The 15,569-nt window shown below is 47.4% G+C and carries 13 protein-coding genes, 16 tRNA genes and 2 rRNA genes; 30 read left to right on the forward strand and 1 reads right to left on the reverse strand.

What is annotated here, in order from left to right; genetic code table 11:
* From ACQCVH_RS16720 to ACQCVH_RS16845, 26 genes are all read left to right on the forward strand, one after another.
* Nucleotides 1-83 (forward strand): 23S ribosomal RNA (locus ACQCVH_RS16720); the annotation flags it as partial.
* A 118-nt stretch (nt 84-201) separates the two neighbouring features.
* Nucleotides 202-318: ribosomal RNA gene (gene rrf / locus ACQCVH_RS16725) — 5S ribosomal RNA — on the forward strand.
* 24 nt (nt 319-342) lie between these two features.
* Nucleotides 343-417 (forward strand) — tRNA-Asn (locus ACQCVH_RS16730).
* 5 nt (nt 418-422) lie between these two features.
* A tRNA-Ser gene (locus ACQCVH_RS16735) sits at nt 423-515 on the forward strand.
* A 15-nt stretch (nt 516-530) separates the two neighbouring features.
* Nucleotides 531-605, forward strand: a tRNA-Glu gene (locus tag ACQCVH_RS16740).
* 4 nt (nt 606-609) lie between these two features.
* Nucleotides 610-685: transfer RNA gene (locus ACQCVH_RS16745), tRNA-Val, on the forward strand.
* Nucleotides 686-702: 17 nt separating this feature from the next.
* Nucleotides 703-776, forward strand: a tRNA-Met gene (locus ACQCVH_RS16750).
* Nucleotides 777-779: 3 nt separating this feature from the next.
* A tRNA-Asp gene (locus tag ACQCVH_RS16755) sits at nt 780-855 on the forward strand.
* Nucleotides 856-1,005: 150 nt separating this feature from the next.
* Nucleotides 1,006-1,078, forward strand: a tRNA-Phe gene (locus ACQCVH_RS16760).
* 13 nt (nt 1,079-1,091) lie between these two features.
* Nucleotides 1,092-1,167: transfer RNA gene (locus tag ACQCVH_RS16765), tRNA-Thr, on the forward strand.
* A gap of 9 nt (nt 1,168-1,176) precedes the next feature.
* Nucleotides 1,177-1,261: transfer RNA gene (locus ACQCVH_RS16770), tRNA-Tyr, on the forward strand.
* Nucleotides 1,262-1,267: 6 nt separating this feature from the next.
* Nucleotides 1,268-1,341 (forward strand) — tRNA-Trp (locus ACQCVH_RS16775).
* An 11-nt stretch (nt 1,342-1,352) separates the two neighbouring features.
* Nucleotides 1,353-1,428 (forward strand) — tRNA-His (locus ACQCVH_RS16780).
* A 41-nt stretch (nt 1,429-1,469) separates the two neighbouring features.
* Nucleotides 1,470-1,544 (forward strand) — tRNA-Gln (locus tag ACQCVH_RS16785).
* Nucleotides 1,545-1,547: 3 nt separating this feature from the next.
* A tRNA-Gly gene (locus tag ACQCVH_RS16790) sits at nt 1,548-1,622 on the forward strand.
* Between the two features lie 8 nt (nt 1,623-1,630).
* Nucleotides 1,631-1,704: transfer RNA gene (locus tag ACQCVH_RS16795), tRNA-Cys, on the forward strand.
* Between the two features lie 45 nt (nt 1,705-1,749).
* Nucleotides 1,750-1,831 (forward strand) — tRNA-Leu (locus ACQCVH_RS16800).
* 73 nt (nt 1,832-1,904) lie between these two features.
* Nucleotides 1,905-1,978: transfer RNA gene (locus ACQCVH_RS16805), tRNA-Gly, on the forward strand.
* A 255-nt stretch (nt 1,979-2,233) separates the two neighbouring features.
* Entirely contained in the window at nt 2,234-3,157 is a 924-nt protein-coding gene (locus ACQCVH_RS16810) for a carbohydrate ABC transporter permease (protein WP_426836963.1), read from the forward strand.
* Entirely contained in the window at nt 3,157-3,984 is an 828-nt protein-coding gene (locus ACQCVH_RS16815; protein WP_426836776.1) for a carbohydrate ABC transporter permease, read from the forward strand. The genes ACQCVH_RS16810 and ACQCVH_RS16815 overlap by 1 nt, the downstream gene beginning before the upstream one ends.
* A gap of 74 nt (nt 3,985-4,058) precedes the next feature.
* Nucleotides 4,059-5,342: an ABC transporter substrate-binding protein gene (locus ACQCVH_RS16820; protein ID WP_426836777.1), complete on the forward strand. Its 1,284-nt coding sequence runs from the start codon at nt 4,059-4,061 to the stop codon at nt 5,340-5,342.
* Nucleotides 5,343-5,480: 138 nt separating this feature from the next.
* Entirely contained in the window at nt 5,481-7,280 is a 1,800-nt protein-coding gene (locus tag ACQCVH_RS16825) for a cache domain-containing sensor histidine kinase (protein WP_426836778.1), read from the forward strand.
* Nucleotides 7,258-8,013, forward strand: a complete 756-nt coding sequence (locus ACQCVH_RS16830) for a response regulator transcription factor (protein ID WP_426836779.1) — start codon at nt 7,258-7,260, stop codon at nt 8,011-8,013. The genes ACQCVH_RS16825 and ACQCVH_RS16830 overlap by 23 nt, the downstream gene beginning before the upstream one ends.
* A gap of 11 nt (nt 8,014-8,024) precedes the next feature.
* Nucleotides 8,025-8,765, forward strand: coding sequence for a ThuA domain-containing protein (locus ACQCVH_RS16835; RefSeq protein WP_426836780.1), 741 nt, complete (start codon nt 8,025-8,027; stop codon nt 8,763-8,765).
* Nucleotides 8,762-9,790 carry a Gfo/Idh/MocA family protein gene (locus ACQCVH_RS16840; protein WP_426836781.1) on the forward strand — a complete coding sequence of 343 codons (1,029 nt, stop codon included), beginning with the start codon at nt 8,762-8,764 and terminating at the stop codon, nt 9,788-9,790. The genes ACQCVH_RS16835 and ACQCVH_RS16840 overlap by 4 nt, the downstream gene beginning before the upstream one ends.
* A gap of 11 nt (nt 9,791-9,801) precedes the next feature.
* Nucleotides 9,802-10,842, forward strand: a complete 1,041-nt coding sequence (locus ACQCVH_RS16845; RefSeq protein WP_426836782.1) for a Gfo/Idh/MocA family protein — start codon at nt 9,802-9,804, stop codon at nt 10,840-10,842.
* A 60-nt stretch (nt 10,843-10,902) separates the two neighbouring features.
* Here the strand turns inward: ACQCVH_RS16845 and ACQCVH_RS16850 are convergent, their stop codons facing one another.
* Nucleotides 10,903-11,568, reverse strand: coding sequence for a B3/B4 domain-containing protein (locus ACQCVH_RS16850; RefSeq protein ID WP_426836783.1), 666 nt, complete (start codon nt 11,566-11,568; stop codon nt 10,903-10,905).
* 116 nt (nt 11,569-11,684) lie between these two features.
* Between ACQCVH_RS16850 and queG the strand changes: the two genes are divergently transcribed.
* From queG to nfsA, 4 genes are all read left to right on the forward strand, one after another.
* Nucleotides 11,685-12,815, forward strand: coding sequence for a tRNA epoxyqueuosine(34) reductase QueG (gene queG / locus ACQCVH_RS16855; protein WP_426836784.1), 1,131 nt, complete (start codon nt 11,685-11,687; stop codon nt 12,813-12,815).
* A 113-nt stretch (nt 12,816-12,928) separates the two neighbouring features.
* The gene (locus ACQCVH_RS16860) at nt 12,929-13,810 is read left to right on the forward strand and encodes an amidase domain-containing protein (RefSeq protein WP_426836785.1); all 882 of its coding nucleotides are present in this window, start codon (nt 12,929-12,931) and stop codon (nt 13,808-13,810) included.
* 108 nt (nt 13,811-13,918) lie between these two features.
* Nucleotides 13,919-14,392 (forward strand): tRNA (uridine(34)/cytosine(34)/5-carboxymethylaminomethyluridine(34)-2'-O)-methyltransferase TrmL, encoded by a 474-nt coding sequence (trmL, locus tag ACQCVH_RS16865; RefSeq protein ID WP_426836786.1) that lies wholly within the window; start codon nt 13,919-13,921, stop codon nt 14,390-14,392.
* Between the two features lie 135 nt (nt 14,393-14,527).
* The gene (gene nfsA, locus ACQCVH_RS16870) at nt 14,528-15,277 is read left to right on the forward strand and encodes an oxygen-insensitive NADPH nitroreductase (RefSeq protein WP_426836787.1); all 750 of its coding nucleotides are present in this window, start codon (nt 14,528-14,530) and stop codon (nt 15,275-15,277) included.
* Nucleotides 15,278-15,569: the final 292 nt, after the last annotated feature.

Below are 15,569 nucleotides of genomic sequence, written 5' to 3' on the forward strand. Positions count from 1 at the left end.
AGATGATCAGGTTGATAGGTCTGAGGTGGAAGCGTGGTGACACGTGGAGCTGACAGATACTAATAGATCGAGGACTTAACCACATTTGATTGCTTTGTAATTCTTCTTCTGCATTATCTAGTTTTGAAGGAATAAAATTTTAAAATTCCTCTTGCAAAATAATAAAAAGACGGTATAATAATACTTGTCTTGAAAAAATAGTCTGGTGGCGATAGCGAGAAGGTCACACCCGTTCCCATACCGAACACGGAAGTTAAGCTTCTCAGCGCCGATGGTAGTTGGAGGTTCTCCTCCTGTGAGAGTAGGACGCTGCCGGGCGAAAGTATCCTAATATACTATCATTCCGCAGTAGCTCAGTGGTAGAGCATTCGGCTGTTAACCGAACGGTCGTAGGTTCGAATCCTACCTGCGGAGCCAATTATGGAGAGCTGTCCGAGTGGCCGAAGGAGCACGATTGGAAATCGTGTAGGCGGTTTATAGCTGTCTCAAGGGTTCAAATCCCTTGCTCTCCGCCATTTAAATTATAATATGGCCCCTTGGTCAAGCGGTTAAGACACCGCCCTTTCACGGCGGTAACACGGGTTCGAATCCCGTAGGGGTCACCATTTCGGAGGATTAGCTCAGCTGGGAGAGCATCTGCCTTACAAGCAGAGGGTCGGCGGTTCGATCCCGTCATCCTCCACCATTATAACTTTTTATTGTCGCGGGGTGGAGCAGTCCGGTAGCTCGTCGGGCTCATAACCCGAAGGTCGCAGGTTCAAATCCTGCCCCCGCAATCTGGTCCCGTGGTGTAGCGGTTAACATGCCTGCCTGTCACGCAGGAGATCGCGGGTTCGATTCCCGTCGGGACCGCCATTTTAGTTTTAGTTAGGCTCAGTAGCTCAGCCGGTAGAGCAGATTGCTACCTTCATTGAACAGCTTCTGCGGCAATCTGTGAGGAAGTTCGTAAGAACTGACGAACAAAGGACTTGAAACATACAAGGTTTAGGATGTAAATTTTATTATGGCTCAGTAGCTCAGTCGGTAGAGCAAAGGACTGAAAATCCTTGTGTCGGCGGTTCGATTCCGTCCTGAGCCATCATTGTTTGTAAGCCGGTTTAGCTCAATTGGTAGAGCAACTGACTTGTAATCAGTAGGTTGGGGGTTCAAGTCCTCTAGCCGGCACCACCTTAACGTGGAGGGGTAGCGAAGTGGCTAAACGCGGCGGACTGTAAATCCGCTCCCTCAGGGTTCGGCGGTTCGAATCCGTCCCCCTCCACCATTATACAGGGGTATAGTTTAAAGGTAGAACAGAGGTCTCCAAAACCTCCAGTGTGGGTTCGATTCCTACTACCCCTGCCAATTTTATTATGGCGATTGTGGCGAAGTGGTTAACGCATCGGATTGTGGTTCCGACATTCGTGGGTTCGATTCCCATCAGTCGCCCCATTTTTTAATCACAATATTGCATTTCATGCATATAATATTATTGGGCTATAGCCAAGCGGTAAGGCAACGGACTTTGACTCCGTCATGCGTTGGTTCGAATCCAGCTAGCCCAGCCATTTGCGGAAGTAGTTCAGTGGTAGAACATCACCTTGCCAAGGTGGGGGTCGCGGGTTCGAATCCCGTCTTCCGCTCCAAACGTTCTGGCGGCATAGCCAAGAGGTAAGGCAGAGGTCTGCAAAACCTTTATCACCGGTTCGATTCCGGTTGCCGCCTCCATTCCTAATCAAAGAGATGGAGAATGAACGCTTAATTAAATGATATGCCGGTGTGGCGGAATTGGCAGACGCGCACGACTCAAAATCGTGTTCCTTCTGGAGTGCCGGTTCGACCCCGGCCACCGGTATCATTTTCTTTTCCTACAGGGTCTCCTGTTTTTATTTTTGTAAAGTCATCGACAAATTTCAACAATTTTCGATGCGGGTGTAGTTTAATGGTAAAACCTCAGCCTTCCAAGCTGATGTCGTGGGTTCGATTCCCATCACCCGCTCCATACATAATTTCATCAACGCAGTGTTTCGTTTCCAGAAAACGAAGCATTGCGTTTTTTCTTTGTCTTGATCCTGATTAACGTACTCCCGATACAGCCCGGTAAATTGGCAGCCCAATCCTCTCCCTCTATAAAGAAGTCAAAATTTTTCCCCTCTTTTGGTCAATTGTGTTGCCCCTTTTTATTTGATAGCCTCCTATAATAAAAGAAAGCGATTACAAAAGGGCGGTGAGATTAAAATTGGATGCAAAAACAGAGTTGGCCTCAATAAAGGGCGAAGCTGCAAGAAATACAGCAAGCAAACGTAAAGCACGTCTGAGAAGCATATTGATATATGCGGCTTTTACCGGTCCGGCCATCATATTTTTTTTCCTTATACAGGTGATTCCGTTCCTAATGGGATTATATTATTCTTTTACCTCTTGGAATGGTGTAAGCTCAGCTGTCGAATGGGTCGGGCTGCAAAACTATATTAAAATTTTCAAGGATGATCCAAATTTTTTCCAATCTTTCGTGTTTACAACCAAGTTCATGCTAGCCTCAGTGGTCATCAGCAATTTAATTGGCTTTGGACTTGCCCTGCTTCTTAACGCGGCATTGAAGACCCGGAATATTCTCAGAACAGTCTTCTTCATACCAAATGTAATTGGCGGCCTGCTGCTTGGATTCATCTGGCAGTTCATCTTTGTCAAAGCCTTTGCTTCCATCGGAAATATGACTGGCCTGGCGTTATTCAAGCTTGCCTGGCTGGGAGATGAGACTACAGCTTTTTGGGGGATTGTCATTGTATTTGCATGGCAGGTAAGCGGCTATATGATGGTGATTTATATCGCAGCCCTGCAGGGAGTGGATCATTCCCTTCTTGAGGCAGCAAGGATTGACGGAGCCTCAAACTGGACACTTCTTACCCGCATTATCATGCCGCTCATCATTCCGGCATTCACTATTTGTTTCTTTCTGACCATATCAATGGCCTTTAAGATATTTGATTTGAATCTTTCTCTTACAAATGGGGGTCCGTTCAATTCAACACAGTCTGTAGCCATCAATATTTATCAGGAGGCTTTCCAAAATAACCGCTATGGTCTCGGGACGGCCAAATCGATTCTTTTCTTCCTGATTGTCGCCGTTTTTACAACGGTTCAGGTAGTTATGACGAAAAGGAAGGAGGTTGAAGCCTGATGAATCGCAAGTATACCGGAAGGACATTTCTGCTGGAGATAATCGGCATTATACTTGGAGTGATTTTTCTGATCCCTTTCTATTTTGTGGCGGTTAATTCCGTCAAGAGCTTTGCTGAAATCTTATTGGATGCAGCTGCTTTTCCAAAGGAAGTGTTGTTTGCAAACTATTCGAAGGTCTGGGAAATCATTAATTTTCCGAGGGCATTCTGGAATTCACTGATCATCACTGTACTAAGCAATATTGGGCTTGTGGTCATCAGTTCAATGGCTGCCTGGAAAATGGTGAGGACTCCCGGGCGCTTCAGCAGGGTCTTGTTCATCCTGTTTGTCTCTGCAATGGTCATTCCCTTTCAGACGGTGATGATCCCGCTGATGAAGCTCGGAGGCGCACTGAATATTACAAACAGCATACCCGGGCTGATCATGATGTATTTTGGGTTTGGCGTTCCGCTTTCCCTGTTCCTGTACCATGGATTTGTCAAAACTGTTCCAAGGGAGATAGAAGAATCGGCACTGATTGATGGCTGCAGCCAGTTCGGCGTTTTTTGGAGGATTGTTTTCCCGCTTTTAAAGCCGATTACTGTTACGGTTGTCATCCTTAATACCTTATGGATCTGGAATGATTTCCTGCTTCCTCTCCTGGTGCTGCAGGATGCTGAGCTGAGGACAATCCCGCTCGCCACCAGTTCCTTCTTTGCCCAATATACAAAGCAGTGGGATATGGGCCTGGCAGCGCTTGTGCTTGGTATAACACCGGTCATTATTTTCTTCCTGTTCCTGCAGAAGCATATTATTAAAGGCATAGCATCAGGCTCCATCAAATAGATATCAAATTTTCGCGGTTGCAAGCATGTGCCGCAAAAATGATATATAAATAGAATTTAAGGAGGTCAATGACAATGAAACGCTTATTGCTTATTTGCCTGTCCATGCTATTCACGTTCGGGATCATGGCGGGCTGTTCGTCAGAAAGCACTTCTGGAACTGATGATAAAGAGGGGACAAAGGATTCCGGGGAAGAAACTGTTACTCTTAATCTGTTCCAGTTTAAAGTTGAAATTGCCGACCAGCTTCAGGAAATGATTAAGGAATTTGAAGCCGAGCATCCAAACATTAAAGTGAAGCTTGAAACTGTTGGCGGCGGTGCCGACTACGGTGCTGCGCTGAAAGCGAAATTTGCTTCTGGCGAGCAGCCTGATATTTTCAACAATGGCGGCTTTAAAGAACTGGAGCTTTGGAAGGAGCATCTGGCCGACCTGTCCGGTGAGCCATGGGTTGAGCATCTTCTCCCGATCGGCAAAGTGCCGATGACAGACACTGACGGAAAGCTTTACGGCATGCCGGTCAACCTTGAAGGATACGGATTTGTCTATAATAAAGACTTGTTTGAGAAAGCGGGCATTACAGAGCCTCCTGCCAATATTTCAGAGCTCAAGGATGCCGCAAAGAAACTGAAGGACAGCGGCATTACGCCTTTCTCAGCCGGATATGGGGAATGGTGGGTCATCGGGCAGCATTTGCTGAATATTCCTTTTGCCCAGCAGGAAGATCCTATTGCCTTTATTGAAGGCCTTTATGATGGGAAAGAGAAATTCACGGATAATGAGCAATTCGAGCAGTTTAAAGAAGTGCTTGATACAGAAATCAATTTTGGAAATGACAATCCATTGACCACTGACTATAACACGCAGGTCACCCAATTTGCAGCAGGCCAGACTGCCATGCTGCAGCAGGGGAACTGGACTGAAAATATGATCTATGAGGTTAATCCTGATATGAATATGGGCTTCCTGCCGATTCCGATTTCAGACGATGAAACTGCAGACCGGCTTCCTGTCGGTGTACCGAATAACTGGGTTCTGAATAAGAATTCCGAGCACCTGGACGAAGCAAAATTGTTCCTGGAATGGATGGTATCTTCTGATACAGGAAAACGCTATTTAACTGAGGAATTTGCTTTCATCCCTGCTTTTGACAATATTGAGGCATCAGGTCTTGGCGATCTCGGCCAGTCAATCCTTGAGTACTCCAAAGAAGAGAAAACTATTCCTTGGACATGGTTCAGATGGCCTGATGGAGCGAACAAGGAATTCGCGGCTGCCATCCAGGAATATGCTGCAGGTAAAATTGATTATGATACTCTGCTCGAGAGGTTCCAGAAAACCTGGGATAACTTAAAGTAAAAGCAGGGATTCCCTGCCAGGATAAAAAGCATGTCTGCAACAGGGCATGCTTTTTATTTTCCACAAATGAAAAAATCTTCAGCATGTCTTACCCAGTCCCATATATACTTACATTATCAGAGCCTGGGGGGACTATTTATGATTAAGAACAGTATCCGCAATAAACTGATCGTCCTGCTGCTGCTGATCACAATCATTCCTTTCGGCACATCGATTATCATTACCTACTTCCATACGAAGGAGTTTTTGAAAAATCAGGCTGTAGAGGAAAACAGCAAGCTTCTCTATCAGGGCAAAATCAACCTGGAGAGCTATATGAATGAGCTGAATGGATTGACATTGTCTCTGTACAATAATCCCGGCTTCTTAAATTTCCTGAGATCTTCTAAAGATGAGGACAATTACTTAACGATCGGCATCATGAAAAATGTGGTCCAGACCATACTATATGCCGGGGATACCATTAACAGGGTTCAGATAGCTTTTGCAGATGAAGACAGGGTCATATCCGCCTCGAGGAGATCTACAGTTGTCTTCCTGAAAGGAAGGAGCGCCAAAAGCGCCGAGGCCTTCAATAGAGCAAGGGACAGCTCCTCACATATGTATATTGAACCGCTGATGGAACAGACGAATTCCCGAAATATCATGGCAGTGCATCGTGCGTTTACAAATATCCCATCAGACAATGTGCTGGCTTATATCACTCTTGAAATCGCTCCGGATGAGATCGTGGATCTAAGCAGGAATCTTTATACTTTGGGAAGCGAGGAATTTTATATCGTATCTCCGGATGGCCGGCTCATTTATAGCTCAGATGAGGATGCTGCAAGCAGGCAGGTGCACGAAAAATGGGTGGATGCCATTTTGAATTCAGGAAATAAGGCGGGGACGCTTGAATGGAAGAAAGATGATTTCAGCGGCATGATGATTTATGAGCAGATGGAAGAAAGTGCGGGCGGCTGGTTCCTTGTGAAGCGGGTCCCGGATTCAACTTTATATGAAAGCGCTTTTAGCGTGGCGAAAATCAATATCCTTTTTGGCATCATCGGTCTCACGCTGGTCATCCTGGCCACCTTATTCGTTTCTTTTAGGATCACCTCGCCGATCCGGGTGCTGCTGAGAAGCATCAGCCAGGTAGAGCGGGGAGATATGAATGTGGAATATGATTCATTCGGGAAGGATGAAATCGGCATTCTGGGAATGAGGTTCAATGAGATGATTGAAAAAATCAACCATCTCATCAACAGGGAATATAAGCTGGAGATTGAGAATAAAACAAATCAGCTGAAGGTGCTCCAGTCGCAGATCAACCCGCATTTCCTTTATAATGCCCTCCAGTCGATCGGAACGGTTGCCCTGAAGAACAAAGTCCCGCAGATCTATACCCTGATCACGCATCTTTCAAAAATCATGAGGTACGGAATGGACATGGAGGAGGACAGGGTGCCGCTGATAAAAGAAATTAATTATACAAAGGCTTTCCTACTTCTGCAGAAAGAGAGGTTCGGCGGGAAGTTTATCTACAAAATAGATGCAGGGGAAGAGGTCTCATCCGTCAAAGTTCCTAAGATGCTGCTGCAGCCGGTGATTGAGAATTATTTTAAGCACGGATTTACTCCAGGTGAAGGGACAGGCGAGCTGAATATCGAATGTTATAAAGACAGCGGGTTTCTTTGCATAGATATTAGTGATAATGGCGGCGGCGCGGATGATGGCAGGCTGAGGGACATATGGCGCCGTATTAAAGGCGGGCCGCTGGAGGCCAGAGGGGAAAGCACGAGCATCGGGCTCAGGAATGTGTATGGGCGGCTGATGCTTTATTACGGAGAAGAAGCTATCCTGCAGCTTGGAAATCATGGGGGCAAAGGCTTTATCGTTTCCATGAAGCTTCCGCTGCACCCAGGGGGCGAAGAGGATGAAGGCAATCATCATCGATGATGAAAAGCATGTCAGGGAAGGGCTTCTGATGCTTGCAGAATGGGAAAAGCATGGAATCAGCTCCATCTTTGAGGCAGAGGACGGGGAAGAGGCTATCAGGCTGATCGGCGAAGTGCAGCCTGATATTATTTTTACCGATATGAATATGCCCAAGTGCGACGGCATCAGCCTTCTCAAATGGATCCATGGTTCTAAATGCCGGGGAAAGACGATTGTTGTCAGCGGATACGATGACTATGAATATATGAGAAACGCCATCTATTATAAAAGTTTTGATTATATTTTGAAGCCTATTGATCCGGAATTGCTGAATGAAACGCTTGGCAGGGCAGTCAATGACCTTGCTGCTTCGAGCATGGCATGGGGTGGATTAAGAGAGCAGAAAGAAACGAAAGCTCCCCAGAAAGAGAATAGCATTAAACAGATTGAAGAGTTTCTGGTCCGGAATTATCATCTTGATATCACACTCCAGGATATCGCGGACCGTTTCTATTTGAGCAGAGAGTATATATCCAGGAGATTCAAGCAGGACTTTCAGGCAACGATTACAGATTATTTGACCAATATCCGGATGGAAAAGGCGAAAGAGCTGCTTGGGAGCCCTTCTTTGAAAATTTACGAAATTGCCTATCAGGTTGGGTATCAGAATGAAAAGTATTTCAGCAAGGTTTTTAAAAAGCTGACCGGCTATACACCGAATGAATATCGGAATCTGCCGCCGGGCAGCAGCTAGGAGGAAGAAAAATGGCAAAAGTGACGGTATGGAATGAGAATCAGCATGAACAGAAAAACGCGGAAGTGAGGGCCGTATATCCGGATGGAATCCATGGAGCGATCGCCTCCTTCCTGGAAGGGGAATCGTTTGAGGTAAGGACAGCAACGCTCGATGAGCCGGAATGCGGATTGACCCGGGAGGTTCTGAGAGATACAGATGTACTGATCTGGTGGGGGCATATCGCCCATGATGCGGTCCCGGATGAAATTGTTGACAGGGTGAAACAGCGGGTGCTGGACGGCATGGGGCTGATCGTTCTTCATTCAGGCCACTTTTCAAAAATCTTCAAAGCATTAATGGGAACTTCCTGTGATCTGAAATGGCGGGAAGCTGACGAAAAGGAAAGGATCTGGATCGTGGATCCGAGCCATCCGATTGCTGAAGGACTGGGGGAGTATATCGAATTGGAGCAGGAGGAAATGTACGGAGAGCATTTCGATATCCCGGCGCCGGACCAGCTCGTGATGGTCAGCTGGTTCGAGGGAGGAGAAGTGTTCCGGAGCGGCTGCACCTATCAGCGCGGGAAAGGAAAAGTATTTTATTTCCGGCCTGGGCATGAAACCTATCCTACTTATTACCATCAAGATGTCCAAAGGGTCATTATCAACGCAGTCAGGTGGGCAAAGGGATCGCAGCAGCCTGAAGTGAAATATGGAAATGCACAGCCCTTGGAGCAGATAAAAGGGAAGAATGGGGAGGCGCAGGGATGAAAAAGATCAAGGTTGGGGTCATCGGGTGCGGCAGCATTGCCAAGCACAGGCATCTGCCGGAATACCACCTGAACGGCAGGGCTGAAATCATGGCTGTCTGTGATATTGTGGAAGAAAGGGCGATGGATATGGCTGCCCTGTATCATGCTGAAGCATATACAAGCTATGAGGATCTGCTGGAAAATCCGGAAATAGATGCAGTGAGCGTGTGCACACCGAATTATTTGCATGCACCCATCTCCATTGCCGCACTGAAGGCCGGGAAGCATGTTCTTTGTGAAAAGCCGATGGCTGTGTCTGTGGAGGAAGCAGAGAGCATGATAGAAGCGGCAGGGAAATATGGGAAAAAGCTGATGATCGGCCATAATCAGCGGTTTGTTCCTTCCCATCAGAAAGCCCGTGCGTTCATAGCCAGCGGGGAAGCCGGTAAGATATACAGCTTCAGGACGGCTTTTGGCCATGGCGGACCGGAAGGATGGAGTGCGGATGGAAAGGACAGCTGGTTTTTCCGGAAAAGCGAGGCCTTTATCGGGGCAATGGGAGATCTCGGGGTACATAAAACCGACCTGATCCGCTATTTGCTTGGAGAGGAGATCACACAGGCCGGCGCTTTTGTGGAAGCAAGCTCCAAGGAAAACAGCGATGTGGATGATACGGCCGTCTGCATTTTAAAAACGGAAAGCGGTGTGATCGGAACCCTGGCAGCAAGCTGGTCCTACGTATCAAAAGAAGATAATTCAACTATCATCTATGCTGAGAATGCCATACTCAGGCTTGAGGATGACCCAGTCAACTCCCTCGTCATCCAATACAGGAACGGAGAAACCCTGAAATATGAGCTTGGCGGCATCCAGACGAATGAAGAAGGAAAGCAGACGCAGTCCCATGTTATCAGTACATTCATCGACAGTATTGCGGAAGACAAGGAGCCTCCTGTGAGCGGGGAAGAAGGACTGAGATCCTTAAGGGTTGTCCTTGCTGCGCTGGAGTCGGGCCAGTCCGGGAAAATAGTGAAAATTTCTTAGGGGGGGATTGTATGGAAAAGCTGCGTGTTGGAATTATCGGGGCAGGCGGGATTGCGCAGAGCCGCCATATCCCCGCACTGCTGACATTATCAGAGCTGGCCTCTGTTGAAGCGATCTGTGATATTCATGAAGAGACTGCCAAACTCACAGCAGAAAAATTCGGCGTGCCGCACGCCTTTGGGGAGTATCAGGATATGCTGGAAATGGTGGATGCTGTAGTGATTTGCACGCCGAACCGATATCATGCCGAAATCTCTGTGGCAGCATTGAAAGCCGGAAAGCATGTTCTCTGTGAAAAGCCAATGGCGATGACTGCCGAAGAATGCGAAGAAATGATTAAGGCCTCTAAGGAATCAGGCAAACAGCTGGCGATTGCCTATCATTATCGGTTTATGAAAGAAGCAAGAGCTGCTAAAAAGGTCATAGAGGAAAACGAAATCGGCCAGCCGATCGTTGCCCGGGCAAAGGCACTGAGGAGAAGGAAGGTTCCGGGCTGGGGCGTTTTTACCAATAAAGAGCTGCAGGGAGGAGGCGCCATGATTGACTATGGCTGCCATTTCCTTGATCTTGCATTATGGCTGCTCGGCAGCCCGGACCCTGTTGAGGTAACGGGAACAGCCTACAATCATCTCAGCAGGATGGAAAACCAGGTGAACCTTTGGGGAGATTATGATTATAAAACCATCGAAGTTGAGGACCATGTGACAGCCTATATCCGCTTTGGAAATGGCGCCTCCCTCCTGTTCGAGACCTCCTGGATGGCCAATATCAAAAATGATGAAGAAAGCCTTGGCATTTCCGGGCTCACCGGAGGAATTGATGTTTTTCCATTCCAGCTGAACCAGCTGAAGAATGGGATGCTTCTGAATAGTGAGGCAGAGTGGCTGCCCGGGGAGGAGGATCCCGGCATACCGCAGGCAAGGAATTTTCTCAATAGCTGTCTGGGAAAAGAAGAGCTGATTGTTAAGCCGGAAGAGGCCCTCCAGGTTTCAAGGATCATTGATGCTATTTATAAGAGCAGTGAGTCAGGCAAAAGCATTGTCCTGGAGTAATGGGGGGAAGCAAAGCCCACAGCAAAAACGCAGATGCATAACAATGCCTCTGCGTTTTTCTTATTCAACGATATGGAATTTTCCTTCCCCGCCATGAACCTGCAAAAACATCCCCATAAGGGATTCCGCTAATCTGGCACAGTTGTCTTTATCAAGAGACGGTCTGAAATAGATGACCTGCACTGCATCAGTTGTTTCCTTTGTAACAGGGGCACGATTGGAGTCGACAAACGGACTGCCGAATGGACCGTTCTTGTCTTCAGTGATTATCAGGTTTTCAAGTGAATTCGGCCTGCCGTTCAAGCCCGTATACTCTTCTTCTCCATGTCCCAGCCGAAAACGGATCGGCCCTTCCAAATGGCTTTTATCATAGATGCCGATTGGAGACTGATATTCAAGTGAGAAAAAATTATTCAGATCTGCAGCACTGTTCACAGTGGAAAGGTAATTCTGCTTCTTGATCCTCCGGAATAGGGCCTCAGCTGAATGGCGGTATCGATTCGGATCTTTTCCCGCCTGCTTGAACACCTGCCTCCATTCCTTGATTCCATCGAATTCTGTCACATTCTTGTTCTCGAGCTCAAAGAAAATCGATTCCTGGAACAGCTGCAGCCGCCCTTTCAGCATTTGCGGGGAATCTCCTACCACAATGTTTTCATATTCAATGATGCCTGCCTTGAATCCGGGCACCTTATGCCTTAAATCAGGCGTTATGCTGATTTCCAAACCTTTCACCTCCAAAAATCCTTTAAAATAGTTTATCATAGAAAGGATGCGAATAAATATCTTGGCGATTTTGCCTTTTTATATACAAAACAAAAGGATGAAAGGAGCGGGAGGATATGAACTATTCAGAGTTTAAGCAGGATATCATCGATTACAGCAAAACGATCGGCATCGATAAGATCGGATTCGCCTCTGCCAGCACTTTCGGTGAGATGAAGGGCAGGCTCATCAGGCAGCAGGAGCTTAATTATCAATCAGGCTTTGAAGAGCCTGATATTGAAAAAAGAACTGATCCGGCCCTGTTGATGGATGAGCCGATGTCCATCATCTCCATTGCCCTTGCTTATCCTTCAAAGATGAAGACCCGTGTTGTCAGCAAAAGGGGCGAGCGGCGCGGGATTTTCTGCCGTGCCTCCTGGGGGACGGATTATCATACAGTACTGAGGGACCGCCTTGGCAAGCTTGAAGCGTATATCCGGGAAAGGCTGCCTGAAGCAAAGCTTAAATCAATGGTCGACACAGGAGAGCTCGTAGACCGGGCGGTTGCTGAAAGGGCCGGGATTGGCTGGAGCGGAAAGAACTGCTCCATTATCACGCCTGAGTTCGGCTCTTATGTGTATTTGGGCGAAATGATTACAAATCTTCCGCTCGAGCCGGATGAACCGATTGAAGACGGATGCGGTACCTGCAATCTGTGCGTCGATGTCTGCCCGACAGGCGCGCTTGTCGGCGGGGGCCAGCTGGATTCCAAGCGCTGCATAGCGTTCCTGACACAGACAAAAGGCTTTCTTGAGGAAGAATTCAGGGTAAAAATCGGCAACAGGCTTTATGGCTGTGACACATGCCAGACAGTCTGTCCGAAAAATAAGGGCAAGGATTTTCATTTTCATGAAGAAATGGAGCCGGATCCTGAGATTGCCAAACCGCTGTTAAAGCCGCTGCTTCATATGAGCAACAGGGAGTTTAAGGAGAAATTCGGCCATGTATCCGGTTCTTGGAGAGGCAAGAAGCCGATCCAGCGGAATGCCATTATCGTCCTTGCCCATTATAAGGACGAAACAGCTGTCGATGACCTGATCCTTGTAATGAAGTCAGACCCAAGGCCGGTTATCAGAGGGACAGCAGCCTGGGCACTCGGGAAGATCGGCGGGCTGGAGGCAAGAGGAGCTGTCGAGTCTGCCCTTGAAAAGGAGACAGACGAAGATGTGCGCAGGGAAATGGAAAACAGCTTATATAGGTTCAGTTAAAGAGAGGGGAGCCTCTCTTTTTTTATGGTCATTTATCAGATCCTTTAGAGGCCATTTTAAGAAATGAATCGGCATTTGCTTTCATATGAATGAATGATGGGAGGAATGCATATATGAAAAAACAGCTTCAGGAGCTGCTGGAGCAGAGGGTCCAGCAGTGTGTGTCCCATTCCCGGAATGACTTTCGCAAATGCCCGAAAATTGAAAGGAAAAAGGATATTCTCTCAAGAAGAGCCGGGGAAATTGTTAAAGCGAAAGCTTCAGGGAAGATTATTGAAAAAGCAGGACAGGACGCCGATGAGCTCAGCACAGTCCGTTATTATGTTCACTTTCAATATTTGATAAAAAATAAGGACGGGATGTATCTGGAGGAGGAAGTCGAGCAGCGTGAGGCTGAATTTTATAAAGGGGTGCTGGTCGGCGACGGCGAAATAAATCCATTCCTTCATATGGAAGAGCCGGCTGCGCTTCCGGCGGAGCCTGCCGATGATGGGGAAAGAGCGGGATTCAGATATGACCGACTGAAGGCTGTCCAGTATGCGGAAAGATGGTGGAATGACTATAATCCTGCCTACAAGAAGTTCGAGGTCGACTGTACGAATTATATTTCACAGTGCCTCCATGCGGGTGAAGCGCCTATGAGAGGCTACCCGAACCGTTCAAAGGGCTGGTGGATGAGGAGCGATAATTGGAGCTACAGCTGGACGGTCGCCAACTCGCTGCGCTGGTATCTGCCGGGCTCCCGGACAGGGCTGAAGGGAATGGAGGTTGGCAGTGCCGATCTTCTGCAGCTGGGCGATGTAATCTGCTATGATTTCCAGGGCGATGGCCGCTTTGACCATACGACGATCGTGACAGCCAAGCAGAGCGACGGGACACCGCTTGTCAACGCCCATACCTTCAACAGCCGGATGCGCAACTGGGCATATGAAGACTCAACCGCCTATACACCGAATATTAAATACAAGTTCATCAGCATTGATGATGAATCCTGACCTGGTTGTATGAGGGGTAAAGAGTGGTATAATAGCTGGTAGAGTTTTTTTTGAGTATTGGGGATAAAATACTCCGCAGATAAAGTTTCACTTGATGAGGTGATGGACGTGGCAATACATGTAGTACTATACCAGCCGGAAATCCCGGCCAATACGGGCAATATCGCCCGTACCTGTGCAGCAACAGATACAACCCTGCACCTGATCAGGCCCCTTGGATTTTCCACTGATGACAAAATGCTCAAACGGGCAGGCCTTGATTATTGGCAGCATGTAACTATTTTTTATTATGATTCATTGGATGAGTTTTATGAAAAAAATGCCGGCGGCGAATTCTTCTATTTAACCAAATTCGGGAAGAAGCCGTATACAAGCTTTGAATACAGCGACAAGGAAAAAGATTATTATTTCATTTTTGGCAAAGAAACGACAGGTCTTCCGGCAGAGGTCAAGGAAAATAACAAGGACCGCGCCCTCCGCATTCCGATGACCGGCAATGTTCGTTCTTTGAACCTGTCCAACACGGCTGCCATTCTTATCTATGAAGCATTGAGGCAGCAGGATTACCGGCATTTAACATAAAGGATCGAGGCCATGTCCAGGGGGATATGGCCTTCTTTTTTTGCAGCTTAAGATGGGAAGGCGCCGAGCTGTCTTTTATGATATTGTACCGGGATTAGGTTAAAATGAAGATATTCATTAGAGGAGGTACATACCATGAACAAAACGGTAGAAACCATACTGGCCCACCGGTCAATCAGAAAATTTGAGGAAAGGGAGCTTACGAGGGAACAGGTGGAAACGATTGTATCCTGTGCTCAGGCCGCTTCCAGCTCAAGCTTCATTCAGGCATACACCATCATCGGCATAACTGATCCAGAAAAGAAACAGAAGCTGTCTGAATTGGCGGGAAACCAGTCCTATGTAGCGCATAACGGGCACTTCTTCGTTTTCTGTGCGGACCTGAACCGCCATCATGTCCTTTCTGAAATGGAAGGGAAGGATCTAAGCGAGTCCCTTGAAAGCACGGAAAAATTCATGGTTGCGCTGATTGACGCTGCGCTTGCGGCCCAGAATGCAACAGTCGCCGCAGAGTCAATGGGCCTTGGCGTCTGCTATATCGGCGGCATCCGCAATCAGCTCGAGGAAGCTGCCAAGGTGCTGGGTACACCAGAAAGGGTCATCCCCCTCTTTGGCCTGAGCGTAGGATACCCAGCCCAGAATCCCGACAAAAAGCCAAGGCTTCCTTTAGAGCATGTCTATCACGAAAATGGCTACCAGCAGGATCATGAAAAGTATAAACAGCAGCTTGATGACTATAATCAAACGGTGTCAGCTTATTATGCCGAACGCACGCAAAACATGAGGAAAGACACCTGGACCGGCCAGATGGCAGCCATGCTCGAAAGGCCGGTGCGGATGTATATGAAGGATTTTGTGAATAAGAATAAACTGGATTTGAAGTGATTGGAGGCTTTCTTTGCTTAATGGGGCAGGGAGTGGCTGTAGGATTGGCTTATGGGATTCATGAGTGTTTCTGAAAAAGGGCAGTCATGTATTTGGGGAGCGTTCCGGGATACATGAGATGTGCCGGGAAAGGGCAGTCGTGGATGAAAAAGTTCCAATCGATGCATGACACAGCTCTGAAAAGGAAAGTCATGCATAGAAAGAGGCCCAATCGATGCATGACCCAGCATTAAAAAGGAAAGTCATGCATAGAAAGAGACCCAATCGATGCATGACCCAGTATTAAAAAGGA

Origin of the sequence: Bacillus infantis, assembly GCF_050107595.1 — a bacterium.
GTDB classification, from domain to species: Bacteria; Bacillota; Bacilli; order Bacillales; family Cytobacillaceae; genus Bacillus_AB; species Bacillus_AB infantis_C.